Raw genomic sequence first — 22,251 nt, forward strand, 5'->3', positions numbered from 1 at the left:
GCTAAAATCCGCCGTTCGATCAACTTCATTCAAACAGGAAACCAATGAGCCAAATTACCGTTGAACATAACCCTAGCGAGGAACGTTTACAGGAGCTGGGCGTATCAAGCTGGCCTATCTGGGAAAAAGAAATTTCCACGTTCACCATCGATTTCGACGAAACCGAAACCGCTTATGTACTGGAAGGCGAAATTATTGTTACCCCAGTCGGCGGCGAGCCGGTGCGGATTTTACCGGGCGACTTGGTGATGTTTCATGAAGGCCTGGATAGCCATTGGGAAGTGGTTAAACCCTTGCGCAAACACTACCACTACGATTGAGCGTCGCCACATCGGCCGACAATCCGAAAAAAGGCATCTTCAGGATGCCTTTTTTAGTTGTGCCGGTAGACTTGGCTGACCGGCATGACGCCAGAACCCACTTACTGATATTCGCATGGCTATGAACAAGGATCAGGATTATTCCGCATTACCGCGGAGGCCGCGCTGGCGCTGGGCAACCATACTTGCGTTGCTTGCCGCAGCAGGCGGGTATTATTTTTACCAAGCCGGACGGCAACATCAGGAGAACGCGGATTCCCGCCCCAACCAATACGAAAACACCCCGGTCAGTGTCGCAGTCGCTTTAACTCGGCAGGGCGATCTGCCGATTTACTTGAACGGCCTGGGCACGGTCACCCCTCTGCACACCGTCACGGTGCGCTCGCGGGTCGATGGCGAACTGATCCGGGTGGCATTTACCGAGGGTCAAGCGGTTAGGCAAGGCGAACTGCTCGCCGAAATCGACCCCCGCCCTTATCAAGTGGCGGTGCAACAAGCCGAAGGCCAATTGCTGCGCGACGAAGCGCTGCTGAAAAACGCCGAAATCGACCAGGACCGCTACCAAACCTTGCTGGAGCAAGATTCCATCGCCGCCCAGCAAACCGCCACTCAGGCCGCATTGGTCAAGCAATATCGCGGCACCGTCGAGATCGACCGCGCCCAACTCGACAATGCCAAGCTGCAACTCAGTTACGCCCGCATCACCGCGCCGGTCAGCGGCCGCATCGGTTTGCGACTGGTCGATCAGGGCAACATGGTCCGCGCCGGCGACGTGAATGGCCTGGCGGTGATTACCCAAGTCCAGCCCATTTCGGTGGTATTCAGCCTGCCGGAAGACGACATACCGGCAGTGATGCGCCGCTGGCGCTCCGGCGACACGCTGGTCATCGACGCTTACGACCGGGCCGGCCAGCAAAAACTGGCCAGCGGCAAACTGCTGGCGGTAGACAACCAGATCGACGCCAGTACCGGCACGCTGAAATTAAAAGCTCAGTTCGATAACGAAGACCGCACCCTGTTCGCCAACCAGTTCGTCAACATCAAAATGCGTCTGGACACCTTGCGAGCGGCGACCTTGGCGCCTAGCGCAGCGATCCAGCACGGCGCCAACGGTGCGTTCGTGTATCTGGTGAAGGACGACAACAGCGTCACGGTACGGCGGGTAAAACCCGGACCGGCGGATGGCGAAACCGTCGCGATTCTGGAAGGTCTGGCTTCGAACGACAAGCTGGTGATCGACGGTGCCGACAAACTGCGCGAAGGCAGCCAAGTTAAGGTCATCGATAAAACCAAAGCAGCCGCTCCTGCCACCGGCAAAGCCGCCAACTGAACATGGCTGCCGCGCAAAACCCGCTTCCCGGCTTCAACCCTTCGCGACACTTTATCCTGCGCCCGGTCGCGACCTCCTTGCTGATGGTGGCGCTGCTGCTGGCCGGGATTTTGACTTACCGTTTGTTGCCGATTTCGGCATTGCCGCAAGTCGACTACCCGACCATCCAGGTTACTACGCTCTACCCCGGCGCCAGCCCGGAAGTGATGACTTCGGCAATCACCGCCCCGCTGGAACGCCAGTTCGGGCAAATGCCAGGTTTGCGACAGATGTCCTCAACCAGCTCCGGCGGCGCCTCGGTCGTGACGCTGCAATTCGATCTGGAGTTGGATCTGGACGTCGCCGAACAAACCGTGCAAGCCGCGATTAATGCCGCCAACAATTTCCTACCCAACGACCTGCCGCTGCCGCCAATCTACAACAAAGTCAACCCGGCGGACGCGCCAATTTTGACCCTGGCAGTCACCTCGTCCAGCCTGCCCTTGCCCAAGGTACAAGATTTGGTCGATACCCGTCTGGCGCAGAAAATTGCCCAGCTGCCGGGCGTCGGCTTGGTCAGCATCAGCGGCGGCCAACGGCCGGCGGTCAGGATTCAGGCCAACCACCAAGCGCTCGCCGCCTATGGTCTGAGCCTGGAAGATCTGCGCAGCGCAATCGCCGCCGCCAACGTCAATCAACCCAAGGGCATGTTCGACGGCCCGCAACGCTCGGCGATTATCGACAACAACGATCAACTCCGCTCGGCAGCCGAATACCGCGATTTAGTCGTTGCTTACCGCAACGGCGCGCCGGTGCGCCTTGCAGAAGTGGCCGATGCGGTGGACGCGGCGGAAAACGTCAAGCTGGCGGCCTGGGCCAACGACAGCGCCGCCGTCATCGTCAATATCCAGCGCCAACCCGGCGCCAATGTCATCGAGGTGGTGGATCGCATCAACAAGTTGCTGCCGCAGCTGCGCGCGACATTGCCCAGTGCGGTCGAAGTGCTGCCGCTGACTGACCGCACCATCACCATCCGCGCCTCGGTGCACGATGTGCAGTTCGAGTTGCTGCTGGCCGTGGCCTTGGTGGTGATGGTGATTTTTCTATTCCTGCGCAACCTGCCGGCCACGCTGATCCCCGCAGTCGCGGTGCCGCTGTCGCTGGTCGGCACCTTTGCGGTGATGCATCTGGCCGGATTCAGTATCAACAACCTGACCTTGATGGCTCTGACCATCGCCAGCGGCTTTGTGGTGGACGACGCCATCGTCGTCATCGAAAACATCTCCCGCTACCTGGAACGCGGCGAATCTGCCTTACAGGCCGCTTTGAAAGGCTCCGAACAGATCGGCTTTACCATCATCTCCTTGACTGTCTCGCTGGTGGCGGTATTGATTCCGTTGCTGTTCATGGGCGACGTGGTCGGCCGTTTGTTCCGCGAGTTTGCGATCACCCTGGCCGTGGCGATTCTGATCTCGGCGGTGGTTTCGCTAACCTTGACGCCGATGATGTGCGCAAAGCTGTTACGACCCACCGCAACCAACCATGACGGAAGCACTGACTTGCTCGGCAAAATCATTGCCGGTTATGGCCGCAGCCTGGAATGGGTTCTGAAACGGCAAGGCCTGACCTTGCTGGTCGCCATCGCCACGCTGGCGTTGACCGTGTTGCTATACATAGCCATGCCGAAAGGCCTGTTCCCCATCCAGGACACCGGCCTGATTCAAGGCATCTCAGAAGCACCGCCCAGCATTTCCTTTGCGGCGATGGCCGAACGCCAGCAAGCCATGGCCAAGCAGATATTGGCGGACCCGGCAGTCGCCAGCTTGTCATCATTCATTGGTGTGGACGGCAGTAACTCGACATTGAACAGCGGCCGTTTCCTGATCAACCTCAAGCCCCAAGCCCAACGCGACAGTGCCACGGCGGTGATCGAACGTTTACGGCCACGTCTGGCCGAAGTGCCGGGTATCTCGGTCTATCTGCAACCGGTGCAAGACATGACCTTGGAAAACAAGATCAGCCGCACCCAATTTCAATTGTCCTTGCAGACCGTCGATCTGGCGGAACTGAACCGTTGGACCCAGCGCCTGGTCGAGCGCATCCGCCAGGTTCCCGGCATCGTCGACGCCGCCAGCGACGTGCAGGATCAAGGCCTGCAAGCGTATATCGAAATCGACCGGGCCAGCGCCAGCCGCTTGGGCGTCAGTACCGCCGACATCGACAACGCCTTATACAACGCCTTTGGTCAGCGCCTGGTGTCGACCATCTTCACCCAGTCCAATCAATACCGGGTGGTGCTGGAAGTGAACCCAAAGCAGCAAAGCGGCCCGGAAGCCTTACAGCAATTGCGCATTCCTTCCAGCAACGGCACTCAGGTACCGCTATCGGCCTTGGCGACCGTATCCGAGAGGCAAACCGCGCTGGCCATCAATCACCTGGATCAGTTTCCCGCCGCGACCATTTCCTTCAACCTGGCGCCGGGCGCCGCCTTGGGCGATGCGATTAAAGCCATCGAGCAAGCCAAGCAAGACATCGGTTTACCGCTGGCAGTGCAAGCCGATTACCAAGGCGCGGCCTTGGCATTTAACGCGTCGCTGAGCGGCACGCTCTGGTTGATCCTGGCCGCCATCGTCACGGTGTATATCGTGCTAGGCGTGCTTTACGAAAGCTATATTCATCCCATCACCATTCTGTCCACACTGCCGTCGGCCGGGGTCGGCGCGCTGCTGGCCCTGCAACTGTCCGGTAACGATCTGGGCATCATCGCGGTGATCGGCATCGTGCTGCTGATCGGCATTGTGAAGAAGAACGCGATCATGATGATAGACTTTGCCTTGGAAGCCGAGCGCAAGCAAGGCCTGCCGCCGCGCGAGGCGATTTTCCAGGCCTGCCTACTGCGCTTTCGGCCCATCCTGATGACCACGCTGGCGGCCTTGCTGGGCGCCCTGCCCTTGATGCTGGGCAGCGGCGTCGGCTCGGAATTACGCCACCCTTTGGGGATTAGCATGGTCGGCGGCCTGCTGCTCAGCCAGTTGCTGACGCTGTACACCACGCCGGTGATCTACTTAAGCCTGGATCGGCTGGCTCGCAAGCTTCGCGGCGCATCAGAAGCGACTTTAGCCGATCAATGAACCTGTCGGCACTGTTCATCTACCGGCCCGTCGCCACCACCCTGCTGACCCTGGGTCTGGCGCTGGCCGGCATCATCGCCTTCCTGCAACTGCCGGTCGCTCCCTTGCCGCAAGTGGACTTCCCGACTATTTCAGTATCCGCCAATCTGCCCGGCGCTAGCCCGGAGACCATGGCCGCCACGGTCGCTACCCCGTTGGAACGGGCGCTGGGCCGCATCGCCGGCATCACCGAAATGACTTCGGCCAGTTCGCTGGGTTCGACCCGGATCACCTTGCAGTTTGATTTGAATCGCGACATCGACGGCGCAGCCCGCGACGTACAAGCCGCGATCAATGCTGCCAGCAGCTTGCTGCCCAGCAATCTGCCCAATCGGCCCAACTACCGCAAAGTCAATCCGGCCGATTCGCCGATTCTGATTCTGGCGCTAACCTCCACCACCCTCAGTCGCGGCCAGATGTACGACGCCGCCTCGACCATCTTGGCGCAGAAAATCAGCCAACTGCCCGGCATCGGTCAGGTCAATGTCGGCGGCAGTTCCTTACCGGCGGTAAGGGTGGAACTGAATCCCGGCGCATTGGCGCAATACGGTATCGGCCTGGATCAGGTTGCCAAGACCATCAACGCCAGCAACGCCAACCGGCCGAAAGGTGCGCTGGAGGGCGGCGAGCGGCACTGGCAAATCCATGCCAACGATCAGGCCGAACACGCCGCCGATTACCTGCCGCTGATCGTGGCTTACCGCAATGGCGCACCGGTACGCATCGCCGACCTGGGTACCGCGGTCGATTCGGTGGAAGATTTGCGCAGCACCGGCCTGAAAAACGGCCAACCGGCGGTATTGCTGATCATCAATAAACAGCCCGGCGCCAATATCATCGACACCGTCGAACACGTCAAAGCCATGCTGCCGCAATTACGAGCGCTGTTGCCGGCAGCGATGGAACTGTCGATCACCTCAGATCGCTCGCAAACCATCCGCGCCTCGGTCGATGAAGTCGAGCGCAGCCTGTTAATCGCGGTGGTGCTGGTGATTCTGGTGGTATTGCTGTTTCTGCGCCGGCTGCGTTCGACTTTGATCCCGATTATCGCCGTGCCGGTATCGCTGATCGGCGCCTGCGCGGTGATGTATTTGTGCGATTACAGTTTGGATAATTTATCGTTGATGGCCTTGACCATCGCCACCGGTTTTGTCGTGGATGACGCCATCGTGGTACTGGAAAACAGCAGCCGGCATATCGAAAACGGCGTGCCGCCGTTCCAGGCCGCGTTGCGCGGCGCCGGCGAGGTTGGTTTTACCGTGCTGGCGATGAGTTTGTCGCTGATCGCGGTGTTCACGCCGATTTTATTGATGGGCGGCATCGTCGGCCGGCTGTTTCGGGAGTTTGCCGTGACCTTATCGGCGGCAGTGCTGGTGTCGCTGGTGGTGTCCTTGACCGTGACGCCGATGCTGTGCGCGCGCTGGCTGGAGCCGGAAGCACAACGCCGGCCCAACCGGTTGTCGGCTTGGATCGAATGCCAGTTCCAGCGCCTGCATAACGGCTACCGTCGCAGTTTAGGCTGGGCCCTGCACCATCCCAAATTGATGCTGACCGTGCTGTTGGCGTGCATCGGTTTGAATGTTTATCTGTATATCATCGTCCCGAAAGGCTTTTTCCCGGTGCAGGACAATGGCCGGCTCAGCGGCACCATCCAGGCCGACCAGAGCATTTCTTTCCAGGCCATGCAGACCAAGTTGCATGATTTTGTCGATATTTTACGGCAAGACTCGGCCGTCACTGCGGTGGTCGGCTTCGCCGGCGGCATGCAAAACACCAATTCCGGTTTGATGTTTGCGGTGCTGAAACCGCCCGAGCAACGCGACGCGCCGATAGCCGAAATCACCCAGCGGCTGCGAGAAAAACTGGCCGACGAACCCGGCGCCAGCCTGTTTTTGCAGCCGGTACAAGATTTACGTATCGGCGGTCGCGGCTCCGCGGCAATGTACGAATTTGCCTTGCAATCCGAAGACTTGAGCCTGCTGCGCGAATGGACGCCCAAAATTGTGGCGGCGCTGCGCAAGCGGCCGGAACTGACCGACGTCAACACCAATCAGCAAGACAAGGGCCAGCAAATATCGCTGGTAGTCGATAGAGACAAAGCATCTAGTTTGGGCGTTAGCCAAGCGGCCATCGATACCGCGTTAAACAACGCCTTCGGTCAACGCCAAGTCTCGGTGATTTACAAGCCGCTGAACCAATACCGGGTAGTGATGGAACTGGCGCCGGAATACTGGCAAGACCCGCGCACCCTGCAACAACTTTACGTCAGCGCCAGCAACGGCAAGCAGATTCCACTGGCAACGCTGGCCAGCTTCCGCACCAGCAACGCGCCGCTGACCATCAATCATCAGGGCCAGTTTGCCGCCGCCACCGTGTCGTTTAATTTAATGCCCGGCACCTCGCTGTCCACCGCCACGCAACTGATCGAACAAACCCTGCGCGACCTGGGTACGCCGGCCGCGGTGCGCGGCAGCTTCCAGGGTTCGGCCAAAGCCTTTCAGGAATCGCTACGTAACCAACCCTGGCTGATTGCCGCGGCACTTCTCAGCATTTACATCGTGCTGGGCATACTCTACGAAAGCTATATTCATCCACTGACGATCTTGTCCACCCTGCCCTCGGCCGGGGTAGGCGCTTTGTTGGCCTTGCTGGCCTGCGACACCGAGTTCAGCATCATCGCCTTGATCGGGGTGATTTTGCTGATCGGCATCGTCAAGAAGAACGCGATCATGATGATCGATTTTGCGCTGGACGCCGAACGCCAACGTGGCCTAAGCGCCGAGGAAGCCATCTTCCAAGCCTGTTTATTGCGTTTTAGGCCGATCATGATGACCACGCTGGCGGCAATGCTGGGGGCGCTGCCGTTGGCTTTGGGCTCGGGTTACGGCGCGGAACTGCGCCAGCCCTTGGGAATTTCCATCGTCGGCGGTTTGATTTTCAGTCAATTACTGACGCTGTATACCACGCCGGTGGTGTATCTGTATTTGGATGGTGTAAGCGCCTGGGGCCGCCGCTTGTTTCGGCAAAACCAAGATAGCCGGCAGTCTGAATAACTTGGTCAGCAATTCAAGAAGCAGCCGGCTGTGCCGTGCCACGCTTGAGCGCGTCGGCCTGCAACAAGCTTAAAAACTCGTCTTTAGGTACGGGCCGGCTGAAAAAATAGCCCTGAAATAAGCCACAGTGATGTTGTTTCAACAACTCAAGTTGCGCCGTAGTTTCCACGCCCTCGGCGATGGTCTCCATACCCAAACCGTCGGCAAGCGCCAGAATTGCACGGACGATGGCCGCGCTACTGCCATCGGTTTCCAGCTGCCGGACAAACGATTGATCGATCTTCAGCACATCCAATGGCAATTCTTTTAGGTAGGACAGCGACGAGAAACCGGTGCCGAAATCGTCCATGGACAAGGTAAGGCCTAGTTCTTTCAATTGATGCATGCGCTCGATACACGCTTTGATATTGCCGATAGCCACCGATTCGGTGAGTTCCAATTCGATGAATTTTGGATCTGTGCCGGTTTTGGTCAACACCGCCGCGATTTTCTCGACTAATTCCGGGTGCTTAAAATCGACAGCGGAAAGATTAACGGAAATCCGCAACGGCCCGAGGCCTTGTGCGTGGCAAGCATTAACCCACAAGCAGGTTTGCTCCAACACCCAATCGCTGATTTCCACGATCAAACTGGTCTGCTCGGCCAGCGGGATGAATTTGGCGGGCGAGATCATGCCCAACTCGGTGTGCCGCCAGCGGATCAAGGCTTCAGCGCCGACAATATGCCCGTCCCAATCAACCTTGGGTTGGTAGAACACCAACAATTCATTTCTACCGATTGCACCGCGTAACTCTTGTTCCAACTTGATATTTTCCAAGGCCGCCGCATTCAGCTCCGGCGAATAAAACCGGAAATTGGCGCGCCCCTCGCTCTTGGCGTGATACATGGCAGCGTCGGCATTCTTCAGTAAATCCTGCACGTTGTCGGCATCGTCGGGAAACAATGCAATACCGACGCTCGTAGTCACGGTCATCGGCAGACCTGCCACCGTGACGGGTTGCTTCAGCGCGGAAAGGATTTTTTCAGCAACGCCGCTGACGAACGCAGCCGGATTATGCTGAGTATGCAATTCACCGATCACGATCACGAACTCGTCGCCGCCCAATCTGACCACCAGGTCGGTGGCTCTGACGCAATTCAGGAATATGCCAGCCACCTGGCGCAGTAATTCGTCGCCAGCCGAGTGTCCCAAGGAATCGTTGACGTTTTTGAAGCGGTCCAAGTCCATAAAAAATACCGCCAGTTGCGCATTATCGCGTCTGGCCCGCGCCATTTCTTGCCCCAATCTGTCATGCAGCACCAAGCGGTTGGGCAGCCCGGTCAAGGAATCGTAATGGGCATGCTGGTACAGCTTTTCTTCCCAAGCAGCATTGGACAGCGCGACGGCGATGCGGTCGCCAAAACTGATTGCCGCGTTGCGCGATTCCGGCGGAATCTGTTTAGGTGCCTGATAACCCAAGCAAATAATCGACGCCAATGTGCCGTTAACATGAACGGGTACGACCAAATAGCGCCAGGTACCGGAAACGCCGAGCACATGCAAATACTCGGACATTTGCTCGTCATCGTTACCAATCTCGAGGGCGCTATTTCGCATATCGCGCAAATCCGCCACATCCTGTTGGTTCAAAATCACCGGCTCGGCTAATACTTCGCTATTTTGTCCACGGCGTCGCACGCGAATGTCGTTGGCGATACCGATATCGGGATTGACGGCAGCGATGGAAATCAAATCGCAAAACAATATGCTGGGCAGGCGATTCAGCGCAGTGTCGATAATATCTTCGGCATTCAACGCGGAGAGAATATTGCGGTCGATTTCCGCCATGGTGGCGAGAATGTTGAACTGGCTGCGCAAGCGGCGCGTCATTTCGTTAAACGAATCCGCCAACTCTTCAAATTCGTCATGGCTATCAATAGTGACGCGGCATTCCAGATCGCCCTCGGCGACCCTATGGGTGCCTAGTTTCAGGCGTTCAAGCGGGGTCAGATATTTAACAATTAAGCGGCTGCTCAAATACACGACAATCAGCACCGCAAGCAGAATGACCGGCGGGTAAATTGCACTAAATTGCCTCATTGCCCCGAATGCCAGCGATTCAGGCTGACTTTGTACGATGATCAAGTCCGGACCGAAAAACAGGGTCGCGACCGGCAGTTTCCAATACGCGCCGAGATACTCTTCTTCGTCTTTTTGCCACGAGAAGCGGCCGCTATTGGCTTGCGCGACTTGCGCTCTGAGCTCGGGGGATGGCTCAAAATCTTGCTCCAGTGCGAACAACATCCGCACCGAATCGGCAGCCATCACCCACAGCAGGTTGTTGGGATCGATGGTTTCGGAATTCCATAACAACTCGGGTTTCAACTCGGCCATCAGAATGCCGGCTTTCGGCGAGTTTTCGACCAAGTTGATGGCCATCCATAAGCGGCTATCCTCAAGCCGTTGACCGCTAACCGGTTTTAAGAGCGTTTTGCCGGCTACAATCTGCGCGAGCTCCTGTTCCGTCAGCGCGGGTATCGCCGCATTATCTTGGGACAATGTGGATGGTTGTCCGTCAGCACGAAGCACGGCTAACCCGGTGAACTGGCCTTGCAACCATTGTTCGCCGGCCAGCGCGACTGGCTTATCATTCTTGTTGGATTTATGAATTTTCAACGCCGCCAGTCGCAGAGAACTTTCGGCAAACAACAAACGACTGACCAGTCCGTAGGCGTAATCCTTGCACCCTCTTTGCAAGGCCTTGGCCGTCTGCTCTTGCAGCTGCTGCTTCACTTGTTGAAAGGAAAGTACCCCCAGAATACCAATAGGAATCAGCGCGGCCAGTACGAAAGAAAACAGAATGCGGCGGGCAACCTTACTGCCGCTTAAAGATAGCCTGGGATCCATCGTTAGGGGGTCACTCAGAAATCCGCGGCCAGACCGACGAAACCGCCGTCGCGGGCCAGGATAATATCGTCCAGACTGTCCTTCTGGCTGATCTGTTTTTTGGTGACGCCATTTTTACCTAGGCTGTACAAATCGTATTTGGTATTGATTGGATTGAGCGCGTGATCCTTGCGTACATCCCCGTGGGTACCGGGACCGCCTTCGATAATGTTTAAATAGACATAATCTCTACCCCAAGGGTCTTTGCCGTTGTTGGGAAGAGTGGACGTGATATCGCCAAGCGCGTCCGGGTAGTGAAATTCGCGGGTGTAGTAGCGTTCTATTTCCATCTGTATAGCTAACAGATAGCTAATAGCAAGGTCGTTCTTGGTCTTGTCTATGTAGCCGTTGTAGGCAGGTACGGCAATTGCCGTCAATACCCCCACAATAGCAACCGCCAAAAGCATCTCCATCAGCGTAAATCCGTGTCCCACCATGTTTTTTCTGTACATTTATCCAATAGGCCTCGAGAAAATTTGTAGCCGTGGCAAGGCAAGGCAAGGCAAGGCAAAAGAATACGACGATTAAAACCAGGAACAAACCATTCCATGGCAATCATCAGGTTCATGATTTTAGCAGGATTGTGCGAGATGTCCGGTTATGTAAAGTACCCTAGCGTTTGTCGTTAGCAAATCCCTTTTGTAACACGCCCTGTTGATAATATTTTTTGATGTCGATGTCGTAATCTTGCGCTTTGACAATGCCTTTGATAGTCAGCACCTTGCCGTGTTCGTCCAGCAACATATCCGCAAGATTGACGATTCTTTCCAGGATCCGCTGTTTCTGGGCATCGAGCAACATGATGACTTTCGGTCGGAGCTTCTGCAATTCGTTCACTTCCACCACAATCGCGATGTAACCGTTGGTCATCTTGACGATGCTGCCGGGCGGATAAACCCCCAGACATTCTATAAATTTGATCACCAAGCGCTCGTCCAGCTGAGAACCGGCCATATTTGCCAGGATATTGGTCGCCTCCAGATGAGTGCGACCTTTCTGATACACCCTATCGCTGGTGATGGCATCGTACATATCAACGATGGTGACCATTCTGGTAAATAGCGAAATACCTCTTTCGCCGATTTGCCGGGGATAACCCTTGCCGTCCAGGGTTTCATGATGAGAATACGCGGTGTCTATCGCACCCGGATACATTTGGTCGCTGGATTTCAGCAGTTCGTAGCCCAGCGCGGCATGCGAGCGCATAATCAATAATTCATCCGGCTCCAACTTGCCCGGCTTATTCAGGATATCCAGAGGCACTAACATTTTACCCATGTCGTGCATCATCCCGCACAAGCCGACATTGTTCAGGTTGGCTACCGAAAAATTTAGATATCTGCCCAACACAATCGCCAGCGCGCACACGTTCAAGCTATGTTGTGCGGTGTATTTGTCTTTGTTTTTTAGCTGATTCAGCCACAAAAAAGCATCCGGCGAATGCAAAATACTGTTGACGCATTGCGCGACCGCTTCTTTGGCGGCCTTGGTGTCTATGCCTTCGCCATTGGCGATGCGCTCCATAAAGTTGGATACCAATTGACCGACTTCTTTATGGAGATGTTCGGCGCGGGCGAACTCTCTCTCGAAAACGCTTAGCTTGGGCGGCGGCGGCGCGCCAAAATCAATATTACTTTCGCTCAGCAAGCTGTCTTGCGCTATTTTAGTTTGGACCGGGCGCTTTCTTTTACGGGTGGCGTCGATGTAGACGTACTGGCAAACGTCTTTTACCGCGCGAATATCGGCTTCGTTTTCCAGTTCAAATCCTTGAAACAGGAACGGGCTCTCCAGCCAAGGCCGGTCCAATTCGATGACGTACATGCCAACGGTCAACTGGCTAACCGGCGTGTAGATCCGCTGATTGACATCAAAGGAATCGTCTTTCTTCGCCTGATTTTTCCGCTTGCGGCGGAAAGGCCACCAATTCTTAAAGAACATACAAAGACACTATCATTAACAAATATGAGAAATACAACATGGGTAACCGTTCCCAGGTAAAAAATGCGCCTGTAAACAGGCGCTTACACGGCCCATGGTAAAACCGGGTACGCGTCTCCCTATGCTCGGTGCGCAGGATTGGCATCAATTATAGATGCCTGTAGCCGATTATTCTCCGGGGTCGTCCGTGCAAAACAACAAATCCCCATTGTAGGCAAGCCCAATCTATACACAGCGTGTCCTCAAGCCGCGATCACGGACACGCCGACTTATTTATCCACCCTCCCTATGGCCGTCATACCGGCGAAAGCGCGAGCCGTTCAGACCGCGCGGCGAATCCATTGTAGCAACGGGGCTCCCGCCTGCGCCGGAGGGACGACATTTAAGGGCCGGGCTCATAATCCAAGGCCGATATACACCTGCACACCCCTCCCAATACAAAAACCCCGTGGTTTATGTTGGTTAGATAACAGGCCTTACAAAGAATGTTGCTAATCCGACTATCCAAAAAGCCGGAAATATTATTTTTAATCTTTATTTTTCAACAACTTGAAGACAATTAAAACTTTGGCACGGCCATTGCTGTTATCAGGTTGTTATTAACAACACCTACTCAAGAGGAGAAGATCATGGCGAGATTACGTCAATGTGCTATTTACGGTAAAGGTGGTATCGGTAAATCTACCACCACGCAAAACCTGGTTGCTGGCTTGGCAGAGCTTGGCAAAAAAGTAATGATCGTCGGCTGCGACCCTAAAGCCGATTCTACTCGTTTGATCCTGCATGCGAAAGCTCAAAACTCTATCATGCAAATGGCAGCTGACGCTGGCAGCGTTGAAGATTTGGAACTGGAAGACGTATTGAAAGTGGGTTACCGCGACATCAAATGCGTTGAGTCCGGCGGCCCAGAGCCAGGCGTTGGTTGTGCTGGCCGTGGTGTTATCACCGCGATCAACTTCTTGGAAGAAGAAGGCGCTTACACCGAAGACCTCGACTTCGTATTCTACGATGTATTAGGTGACGTTGTTTGCGGCGGTTTCGCGATGCCAATTCGTGAAAACAAAGCACAAGAAATTTATATCGTTTGCTCAGGCGAAATGATGGCTATGTATGCTGCCAACAACATCGCTAAAGGTATCGTGAAATACGCCAACTCAGGCGGCGTACGTTTAGCCGGCTTGATCTGCAACTCGCGTCAAACAGCTCGTGAAGACGAACTGATTATGCAATTGGCAGAAAAAATGGGCACTCACATGATCCATTTCGTACCACGCGACAACGTTGTACAACGTGCGGAAATCCGCCGTATGACTGTTATCGAGTACGAACCACAAGCTAAACAAGCGCAAGAATACCGCGATTTGGCTAACAAAATCATCAACAACACCAACCTGGTCATCCCAACTCCAATCACTATGGACGAATTGGAAGACCTGTTGATGGAATTTGGCGTCATGGAAGAAGTTGACGAAAGCGTTGTCGGCATCACCGCAGCGGCAGAAGCTACAGCTTAATCAAGACGTAGGTTGGGCTGGTTTTTTAGCCGGCTCAGCCTGCTTTCGCATAGTTCCTAACAGGTCTGTGGGGGATTACCCACGACTACCAGGAGGATTTCATCATGGCAGCCATGACAAGAGAAGAGACCGAAGCGCTTATTCAAGAAGTGCTGGAAGTCTATCCCGAAAAAGCCAAAGCCGATCGCGCCAAACATTTGGCCATCAACGATCAAAGCTTGGAAAAATCAAATAAATGTATTACGTCCAACCGTAAATCCCTACCAGGTGTTATGACCATTCGTGGTTGCGCATACGCTGGTTCCAAAGGGGTGGTTTGGGGTCCTATTAAGGACATGATCCATATTTCTCACGGCCCAGTCGGTTGCGGACAATATTCCCGCGCCGGTCGCCGTAACTATTACGTTGGTACCACAGGCGTCAACACCTTCGGTACGATGAACTTTACTTCGGACTTTACCGAAAAAGACATCGTCTTCGGCGGTGACAAAAAACTGGCCAAATGTATCGACGAAATCGAATTGTTGTTCCCATTGAATAAAGGTATCTCGATTCAATCCGAGTGCCCAATCGGTCTGATCGGCGACGACATCGAAGCGGTTTCCAAAGTTAAAAACAAAGAACACAACAAAACCATCGTACCTGTACGTTGCGAAGGTTTCCGCGGTGTTTCGCAATCGCTGGGTCACCATATCGCCAACGACGCAATCCGTGATTGGGTGTTGGAAAACCGTGACGGCGACGAAAGCTTCCCAACCACTCCATACGACGTAGCCGTTATCGGCGACTACAACATCGGCGGCGATGCCTGGGCATCACGTACTTTGTTGGAAGAAATGGGTCTGCGCGTGGTTGCTCAATGGTCCGGCGACGGCACCATTGCCGAGATCGAAAAAACCCCAAAAGTTAAACTGAACTTGATTCACTGCTACCGTTCGATGAACTACATCGCGCGCCATATGGAAGAAAAATACAACATCCCTTGGATCGAGTACAACTTCTTTGGCCCGACCAAAATCGCCGAGTCATTGCGCAGAATCGCCGCTCACTTCGATGACACCATCAAAGAAGGCGCAGAACGTGTGATCAAACGTTATGAAGCGGAATACGAAGCGGTAATTGCTAAATACAAACCACGTCTGGAAGGCAAACGCGTGATGTTGTACATCGGCGGCTTGCGCCCTCGCCACGTTATCGGTGCCTACGAAGACTTGGGCATGGAAGTGGTCGGTACCGGTTACGAGTTCGGTCACAACGACGACTACGACCGTACTATCAAGGAAATGGGCAACGCCACCTTGTTGTATGACGACGTCACCGGCTACGAATTCGAAGAGTTCGTAAAAAGAGTCCAACCTGACTTGGTCGGCTCCGGCATCAAGGAAAAATACATTTTCCAAAAAATGGGTGTGCCTTTCCGCCAAATGCACTCCTGGGATTACTCAGGCCCTTATCACGGCTACGACGGTTTTGCCATCTTCGCCCGCGATATGGACATGACCATCAACAACCCTTGCTGGAAAAGCTTTAAAGCACCTTGGAAAACCGAGGCTACTGAAAGCGAACCAGTCAAAGCGGTTGCGTAATCCGTAAGGTGGGCAAAAGCCCACCTTAATTCCCGGAAGGGTGGGCTTGTGCCCACCTTACCAGGTGCCAAAATGTCGGTCGGGATTTCATTCCCGGCAAAATCCAATCAACGCCGGACCACAGATTAGTGGCGCGTTAGGAGATTATCATGAGCCAAAATGTCGATAAAATTGAACCAAGTTATCCTTTATTCAGAACTGACGAATACAAGGAAAATCTGGCCAACAAACGTGAACAGTACGAAGAACGTCATCCGCAAGACACGATAGACGAAGTATTCCAATGGACGACTACCAAGGAATACCAAGAACTGAACTTTCAACGTGAAGCGATCACTGTAAACCCTGCAAAAGCTTGCCAACCTCTGGGCGCGGTACTGTGCGCACTGGGTTTCGAAAAAACCATGCCTTATGTGCACGGTTCGCAAGGTTGCGTCGCTTATTTCCGTACTTACTTCAACCGTCATTTCAAAGAGCCTATCTCTTGCGTTTCCGACTCGATGACTGAAGACGCGGCGGTATTCGGCGGTCAGAAAAATATGTTTGCCGGCTTGGAAAACGCCAAAGCCCTGTACAAACCAACCATGATTGCGGTTTCGACCACTTGCATGGCGGAAGTGATCGGTGACGACTTGAACGCGTTCATCAACAACGCCAAAAAAGAAGGCCACGTTGATCAAGACTACCCTGTGCCATTCGCGCATACTCCTAGCTTCGTCGGTAGCCACACCACCGGCTGGGATAATATGTTCGAAGGTATTGCCCGCTACTTCACGCTGAACTACATGGAAGGCAAAGAAGTAGGCTCAAACGGCAAAATCAACCTGGTACCAGGCTTTGAAACCTATTTGGGCAACTTCCGCGTGATTCACCGGATGTTGAACGAAATGGGCGTCGATCACACCTTGTTGAGCGATCCAACTGAAGTTCTGGATACACCTGCTGACGGTCACTTCAACATGTACGCCGGTGGCACCACCATCGACGAAGTCAAAGATGCACCGAATGCGATTACCACCATTCTGTTGCAACCTTGGCAATTGGAAAAAACCAAAAAATTCGTCGAAACCACTTGGAAACACGACGCGCCTAAACTGAACATTCCGATGGGCTTGGAATGGACCGACCAATTCCTGATGAAAATCTCCGAGCTGACCGGCAAACCGATTCCAAAATCACTGGAAGTGGAACGCGGCCGTTATGTTGACATGATGACCGACTCCCACGCTTGGTTACACGGCAAAAAGTTTGCCCTGTACGGCGACGCGGACTTTGCTTTGGGCATGACCAAATTCCTGCTGGAAATGGGCGCCGAGGTAACAGACGTGTTAGTCAACCACGCGAACAAACGTTACAAAAAAGCTGTTGAAGAAGTGTTGAAAGCCTCGCCTTACGGTCAAACCGCGACTGTACACATCGGTAAAGACTTGTGGCACTTCCGTTCATTGATGTTCACCAACAAACCGGACTTCATGATCGGCAACTCCTACGGCAAATTTATCCAACGCGACACCTTCTACAAAGGCGAAGAATTCGAAGTACCGTTGATCCGCATCGGCTTCCCAATCTTCGATCGTCACCATCTGCACCGGATGACGACTCTGGGTTACGAAGGCGGTATGTATCTGCTGACCACCATCGTCAACGCCTTGTTGGAACAGCTGGATAAAGAAACCAAAGGTATGGGCACCACCGACTACAACTACGATTTGATTCGTTAATCGTAGGGTGGGCACCCGCTAAGGTGCCCACCGCTTCTTAAGCTAGTCAACCACATCGTGTCGGGTTACGGCGAATGCTTAACCCGACCTACACTTGTCTGGAGAATCCCAATGCCTAGCGTCATGCTCAGGAAACGCGAAGACGGCAAATTGCTGTTCTACATCGCCAAAAAAGACCTTGAAGAAACCATCGAATCCTTAGAGTTCGACAGCCCAAACAGATGGGGCGGCGAAGTCGTCTTAGGCGACGGCTCAAAATATTACTTCGAGCCTATGGATACTCCCCCTAAAATCCCGATGACCTTACAAGCAAAACGTTTATCGGAATGAGGTAGTTATGACTTTATATATTGTTGCTGAAGAATGCATCTCCTGCGGCGATTGCCTGCCGGTCTGTCCAACAGACTCCATTAAGGAAGGCGCGATTGTTTTTGAAATCAACAAAAAAACCTGCACCGAGTGCAATGGCGATTACGACGAACCGCAATGCGTCAAGGTTTGCCCGATCGACAACTGCATTCTGCCTTTAGTGGCGTGACACCATGAGCCAGTCTACCTTATCCCGGGAACTGGCGCTGCGCATCGGGCTAGCGGCACGCGCCCTGCCCGATACCCAACCCAAATTGTATATCTCCGTGTTACGTGCCTGTACCGGGACGGTTTTAAACGACAAAAGCCTGACCGAACTCGGCAAAGCGCAGTTCCAGCAAGCGCTGAACAATTTCGGTATCGTCGCCGACGCCGATAGCATCCGCGAATCATTGCGCATTCTGCAAAACGCCGAGGAACAAGCGCCAAAAGCCGATCCCTCTCAGGCAATTGAATCGACCAGCTCGCTCCGTATTGCGATCGGCAGCGATGACCCGCAGCACATTAGCGGACATTTCGGCTCGTGCAGACAGTTCTTGATTTACCAAATAGCCGCAGACGACGCCCGTCTCATCGATGTGCGCAGCATCGATAGCGACGCGCAACGACAGCATGATGACAAGAATGTTTATCGCGCGGAACTGATAGCCGATTGCCAAGTGCTGTATATTGCTTCTATCGGCGGCCCGGCGGCGGCCAAAATTATCAAATACGGTATTCATCCGGTCAAAGCCGATCAGGGCGAAGCCATAACTCAAATTATCAAGCAGCTGCAAATCGTTTTAGCGCATGCTCCGCCACCGTGGCTAGCTAAATCGATGGGCATCCAGCCCGTGCAACGCGTTTGTTTCGAACAGGAATCCTAGCGATGATTAGTCCAGAGCAACTGCAAACCATAGCCGAGAAAATTAACGGCCAAGCCTTGAACGAAACCGTGGTGAGTGGACTGCGCGGCGAATACCCCGGCGTCCATTTCACCTATTGCATGGACGACGACCTGCCCAACAACGAACCTTTACTGGAAGGTGCAGGCTTCAACCTTTACCTGGTCGATGGCCGGGAACATTGCTTACGGATTACCGATAATTACGAGAATGCCTCAGGCATTGTGATCGCAGAAGTTATCGGCGAATAAGGCGATAACATGGCGGAACAAGACAGCCCTGTTACCCTGCCCGTCGCCGATTGCAGCCTCTGTCCATTCCGGGGGAAAACCCTGCTGATGGGCCGGTGCATGCCTGGCGATACCTGCGTCTTCATTAATAGCGGCCGGCAAATCGACCGCTTCTTTCGGGTTAATCCGGCCTATGCCGCGCACTATCTGCAAGACCCGTTCTGGGAACGCCGGGCTATCGCCGTGCGCTACGCCCCTTTAAAAGCCTTGTCGGCGCTAATCACCGACGAAGACGAAGTGGTGCGCCGCGCCGTGGCTTTTCGGCTGCCGGCCCAGCAATTAAGCGCCCTGATCGACGATCCGGACCGTGAAGTACGTATGACGGTCGCGGACCGCATCGATCCGGAACACCTGGAATTGCTGGCTGACGACCCCGACTATATCGTGCGCTTGATGGTTGCCAAACGCTTGGCACCAGGCCGCTTGTTTCGTTTCATTAAAGACGAAGACTTACAAGTACGCAAACGCGTTGCCGAAAGGCTGCCGGAAGTCAGCCTCGGGCTGATGGCCACCGACCATTCGCCGGATGTACGCCGCATCGTCGCGGAACGCATGGCGCCGGAAGACGCCACCATGCTGTTAAACGACAGCGATTGGGTAGTGCGCTACACCGCGGCCTTAAAGGTCGATCCCGCGCATTTGGCCGGACTAGCCGACGATCCCGAACCGGATGTCCGCGAACTAGTGCAGCAACGCTTAAATTCAAACTCCACTCCTGAAGCCGATCATGACTGAATCACGACTCAATCTTGCCGGACAAGACATTACCGATTGCTGTAAAAAAATCATCCCCGGTCAGACCGACGATTTACTGCTCAGCAAACTACAGGCGCTAATACCCGACCACCCCATCCGTCTGGCCTTAACCGGCGACGAATGGTACCGGCTGGGCGGCGTGGTGGACATGGACGGCAAACGCATCGCCAACGACTTGATCGAATGGGTGGAGCGCACCTATCTGGAATGCGGGCAAAACCTGCAAACCCTGATCGATTACACGCTGGAACAAAAACTGATCGCCACCAAACAGACCGGTAAGACCCTGTACTTTGTGGTGCAGACCGGCACCAAAGCCGAAGATTTCACGCTGATCGAAATCGATAAAACCCACGAGGTCTCGGACCGGATGCTGGTAGACGAAAACAATCCGCCCGACGACCTGGAAGAGTTCATCGACCCGCTGCAACCCTTTTGTATCGAGAGCTTCGGCTTCGGTCATTCGCGGTATACCTACCGGCGCAAAACCGATGTCAAACTGTTCATGGAAGTCATTAACGAGCGCCATCCCGGCGAACACCCGGTACAACGCTTCATGGAAGACTGGAACCGCAGCAGCGCCGGCCAAAAACACAGCATGTCCGAAGACTGGATCATCCGCCCTTACCGCCATACCGGCCGCTTCGGCGAACAAATCGTCAACGTGGAAATCGTCAACACCCACAAAAACAACCTGCCGCATCTGGAAGACTTCGCCGGCAAGAAAGGCAGCGCCTTGAGCAATGTGTTGAGTCGGTTTGACCGCCAGGCCGGCTATCCGTTTGCCTGGTTTTTCTATATGGTCAAAGGTAAGTTGGTTTCGACCTATAGCGCGGAGTCGGTTTATAAGGATATTTCCGGGGATTTTGCTTATTTGCCGGAGCGGGATGAGGCGGTGTTGAGGGATTGGATTTCTACGCCTTATAACGTATGAGATTTTGTTAAGGTCATTTTGAATTGGCCGTCTTCCTCGCGAATGCGGGGATCCAGGTTTTTATTGTGTCGCTGACGCGACGGTTATTTTGTATGTCGGGTCTCGGCCCGACAGCCGAGATACTTTCTTTTGCTTGGCCAAAAGAAAGTATCCAAAGAAAAAGCCACCCGAATGCCGCTTATTCCCTGCGCTCCTCGCTTTTGAACGGGGTTGCCGAAAGGGGCTTCCTGCCCCTTCGGCAACGCGCCGCCCCTGCGGCGCCCCTACGGGCAGATCCGTTCAAAAGCTCCGGTGCTCGGCGCGGCATAGAGGGCCAAAACCCTCTCGGGATTCAAAATATCATCGAAAAATCTGATTGAGAGCCGTGAATTTTTACAATGGAATACGTTTGCGATCCCTTAGCCTAGTTCCAATACGGAAAGAACGGATCAATTTAACGACTTCGTCCATTTCAGTACTGTTCTCAATTTTTGCAGCAAACGCCATTCGCCGTACTACAGCAGGCAAGGAAAAAGTCCAATACAAACTCATCAGTGGATTTATAAATAATTCGCTTCCGCTAGTTCGAGATGTCACTTGATGATCCCCAAATTCACCTTTTATCGCGCTAGCAACCGAATTTGTAACAATAGAATGCCTAACACGCATATTTTGATTGAGGTAATCAACCAACTCCAGGTACCCTCTGCCCTCATACATATCCTTGGTTAAGGAAAAAGCTCCCAAATAGCCATCGTCCTTGATTAGCGTCGCGATATTCTCAAGACAGGCGTGGTGATTGACATCGTGGAAATGATCTATTCCAAAACCTACCACCGCCATCAAACTTTGTTTTACGGCTACGCCGCTAGCAGCAATCATCGAACATGCATCTTCAACAACCGTACCTATCCCCGGCTCATCTCCAAAAATCAAACTATCGGTGCCCCCATCTACCAATACCAGCGTATCGATTTGATGACGCTCGACTATTTCGGCATATGCACTCCTCAAGGGTAATACGCCTATCTCATTCGAAAACGCATACATTGCGGGCTCTTCTCCAAAAGACGACAACCAATTCAAAATGTGTCTCTCTGGAAAATATGGCAAATCGGTAGATTGTTTAGTCACAAGAAAAGCGCCAGGGCGAATTTCTTCACATTTAGAAAAACCCAACGCTGTGAAAGAAAGATTGGCCATCGCCACTTGCTTACCAAGGCGGCGCAAATATAGGTAAATGGGGACGCCACTGACAATGTCGAATCCGCCGCCAACCCCAGCAATTAAAAAGCGTTGCCCATTTGCCAACGCATCGAAAAATGGAATGTTCACGTAAAACCTTTAGCTTAGTGATGTAGGTCCGTCAGATTAGCGCAGCGTAATCGGACGCATATTGGCAAAATCTTTGGGACGTGAGCTATCTCGCAAACGGTCTAAACGATGTTTGGAATATCCCTCGTTCCTCCGAATACGCTTCACGATTCGGAGCTGCTCCACAA

General features: G+C 53.9%; 17 protein-coding genes. 13 read left to right on the forward strand and 4 right to left on the reverse strand.

All coding sequences use genetic code 11. From position 1 onward, the window contains the following. The first annotated feature begins 44 nt into the window (after window positions 1-44). From A1332_RS09810 to A1332_RS09825, 4 genes are all read left to right on the forward strand, one after another. A complete protein-coding gene (locus tag A1332_RS09810) occupies window positions 45-320 on the forward strand; it encodes a cupin domain-containing protein (RefSeq protein ID WP_020483279.1) in 276 nt (91 codons plus the stop codon). Window positions 321-441: 121 nt separating this feature from the next. After that, the gene (locus A1332_RS09815) at window positions 442-1,650 is read left to right on the forward strand and encodes an MdtA/MuxA family multidrug efflux RND transporter periplasmic adaptor subunit (protein WP_064008314.1); all 1,209 of its coding nucleotides are present in this window, start codon (window positions 442-444) and stop codon (window positions 1,648-1,650) included. Between the two features lie 2 nt (window positions 1,651-1,652). After that, window positions 1,653-4,760, forward strand: a complete 3,108-nt coding sequence (locus A1332_RS09820) for an MdtB/MuxB family multidrug efflux RND transporter permease subunit (RefSeq protein ID WP_064008315.1) — start codon at window positions 1,653-1,655, stop codon at window positions 4,758-4,760. Then, window positions 4,757-7,852 carry a multidrug efflux RND transporter permease subunit gene (locus A1332_RS09825; RefSeq protein WP_064008316.1) on the forward strand — a complete coding sequence of 1,032 codons (3,096 nt, stop codon included), beginning with the start codon at window positions 4,757-4,759 and terminating at the stop codon, window positions 7,850-7,852. The genes A1332_RS09820 and A1332_RS09825 overlap by 4 nt, the downstream gene beginning before the upstream one ends. A 13-nt stretch (window positions 7,853-7,865) precedes the next feature. Here the strand turns inward: A1332_RS09825 and A1332_RS09830 are convergent, their stop codons facing one another. The 3 genes from A1332_RS09830 to A1332_RS09840 all read right to left on the reverse strand — a co-directional run bounded on the left by A1332_RS09830 (window position 7,866) and on the right by A1332_RS09840 (window position 12,716). Then, window positions 7,866-10,739: an EAL domain-containing protein gene (locus A1332_RS09830; protein WP_064008317.1), complete on the reverse strand. Its 2,874-nt coding sequence runs from the start codon at window positions 10,737-10,739 to the stop codon at window positions 7,866-7,868. A gap of 14 nt (window positions 10,740-10,753) precedes the next feature. Continuing rightward, entirely contained in the window at window positions 10,754-11,230 is a 477-nt protein-coding gene (locus tag A1332_RS09835; RefSeq protein ID WP_064008318.1) for a type IV pilin protein, read from the reverse strand. A 160-nt stretch (window positions 11,231-11,390) separates the two neighbouring features. Further along, window positions 11,391-12,716, reverse strand: coding sequence for an HD-GYP domain-containing protein (locus A1332_RS09840; protein ID WP_064008319.1), 1,326 nt, complete (start codon window positions 12,714-12,716; stop codon window positions 11,391-11,393). A 629-nt stretch (window positions 12,717-13,345) separates the two neighbouring features. On the opposite strand from A1332_RS09840, the gene nifH reads away from it, so the two are divergent. The 9 genes from nifH to A1332_RS09885 all read left to right on the forward strand — a co-directional run bounded on the left by nifH (window position 13,346) and on the right by A1332_RS09885 (window position 20,770). Next, window positions 13,346-14,230 (forward strand): nitrogenase iron protein, encoded by an 885-nt coding sequence (gene nifH, locus A1332_RS09845; protein WP_064008320.1) that lies wholly within the window; start codon window positions 13,346-13,348, stop codon window positions 14,228-14,230. A gap of 104 nt (window positions 14,231-14,334) precedes the next feature. After that, a complete protein-coding gene (gene nifD, locus A1332_RS09850; RefSeq protein WP_064008321.1) occupies window positions 14,335-15,816 on the forward strand; it encodes a nitrogenase molybdenum-iron protein alpha chain in 1,482 nt (493 codons plus the stop codon). Window positions 15,817-15,965: 149 nt separating this feature from the next. Next, complete coding sequence (gene nifK / locus A1332_RS09855; protein WP_064008322.1) at window positions 15,966-17,537, forward strand: nitrogenase molybdenum-iron protein subunit beta; 1,572 nt, start codon at window positions 15,966-15,968, stop codon at window positions 17,535-17,537. 111 nt (window positions 17,538-17,648) lie between these two features. Beyond that, window positions 17,649-17,867, forward strand: a complete 219-nt coding sequence (nifT, locus tag A1332_RS09860) for a putative nitrogen fixation protein NifT (RefSeq protein WP_064008323.1) — start codon at window positions 17,649-17,651, stop codon at window positions 17,865-17,867. 7 nt (window positions 17,868-17,874) lie between these two features. Then, window positions 17,875-18,075, forward strand: a complete 201-nt coding sequence (locus tag A1332_RS09865) for a 4Fe-4S binding protein (RefSeq protein WP_036278170.1) — start codon at window positions 17,875-17,877, stop codon at window positions 18,073-18,075. A 4-nt stretch (window positions 18,076-18,079) separates the two neighbouring features. Then, window positions 18,080-18,772, forward strand: a complete 693-nt coding sequence (gene nifX, locus A1332_RS09870; protein ID WP_064008324.1) for a nitrogen fixation protein NifX — start codon at window positions 18,080-18,082, stop codon at window positions 18,770-18,772. Between the two features lie 2 nt (window positions 18,773-18,774). Then, the gene (locus A1332_RS09875) at window positions 18,775-19,041 is read left to right on the forward strand and encodes a DUF6129 family protein (protein WP_064008325.1); all 267 of its coding nucleotides are present in this window, start codon (window positions 18,775-18,777) and stop codon (window positions 19,039-19,041) included. Between the two features lie 9 nt (window positions 19,042-19,050). After that, on the forward strand, window positions 19,051-19,815 hold the full coding sequence (locus A1332_RS09880; RefSeq protein ID WP_064008326.1) for a 4Fe4S-binding leucine-rich repeat protein: 765 nt from the start codon (window positions 19,051-19,053) through the stop codon (window positions 19,813-19,815). Further along, window positions 19,808-20,770 (forward strand): hypothetical protein, encoded by a 963-nt coding sequence (locus A1332_RS09885; protein WP_020483293.1) that lies wholly within the window; start codon window positions 19,808-19,810, stop codon window positions 20,768-20,770. The genes A1332_RS09880 and A1332_RS09885 overlap by 8 nt, the downstream gene beginning before the upstream one ends. 372 nt (window positions 20,771-21,142) lie before the next feature. On the opposite strand, the gene A1332_RS09895 is transcribed toward A1332_RS09885, so the two are convergent. Then, window positions 21,143-22,084 (reverse strand): DUF1152 domain-containing protein, encoded by a 942-nt coding sequence (locus A1332_RS09895; protein WP_064008328.1) that lies wholly within the window; start codon window positions 22,082-22,084, stop codon window positions 21,143-21,145. Between the last annotated feature and the right edge of the window lie 167 nt (window positions 22,085-22,251).

It is taken from the genome of Methylomonas methanica, assembly GCF_001644035.1.
Classification (GTDB): domain Bacteria; phylum Pseudomonadota; class Gammaproteobacteria; order Methylococcales; family Methylomonadaceae; genus Methylomonas; species Methylomonas methanica_A.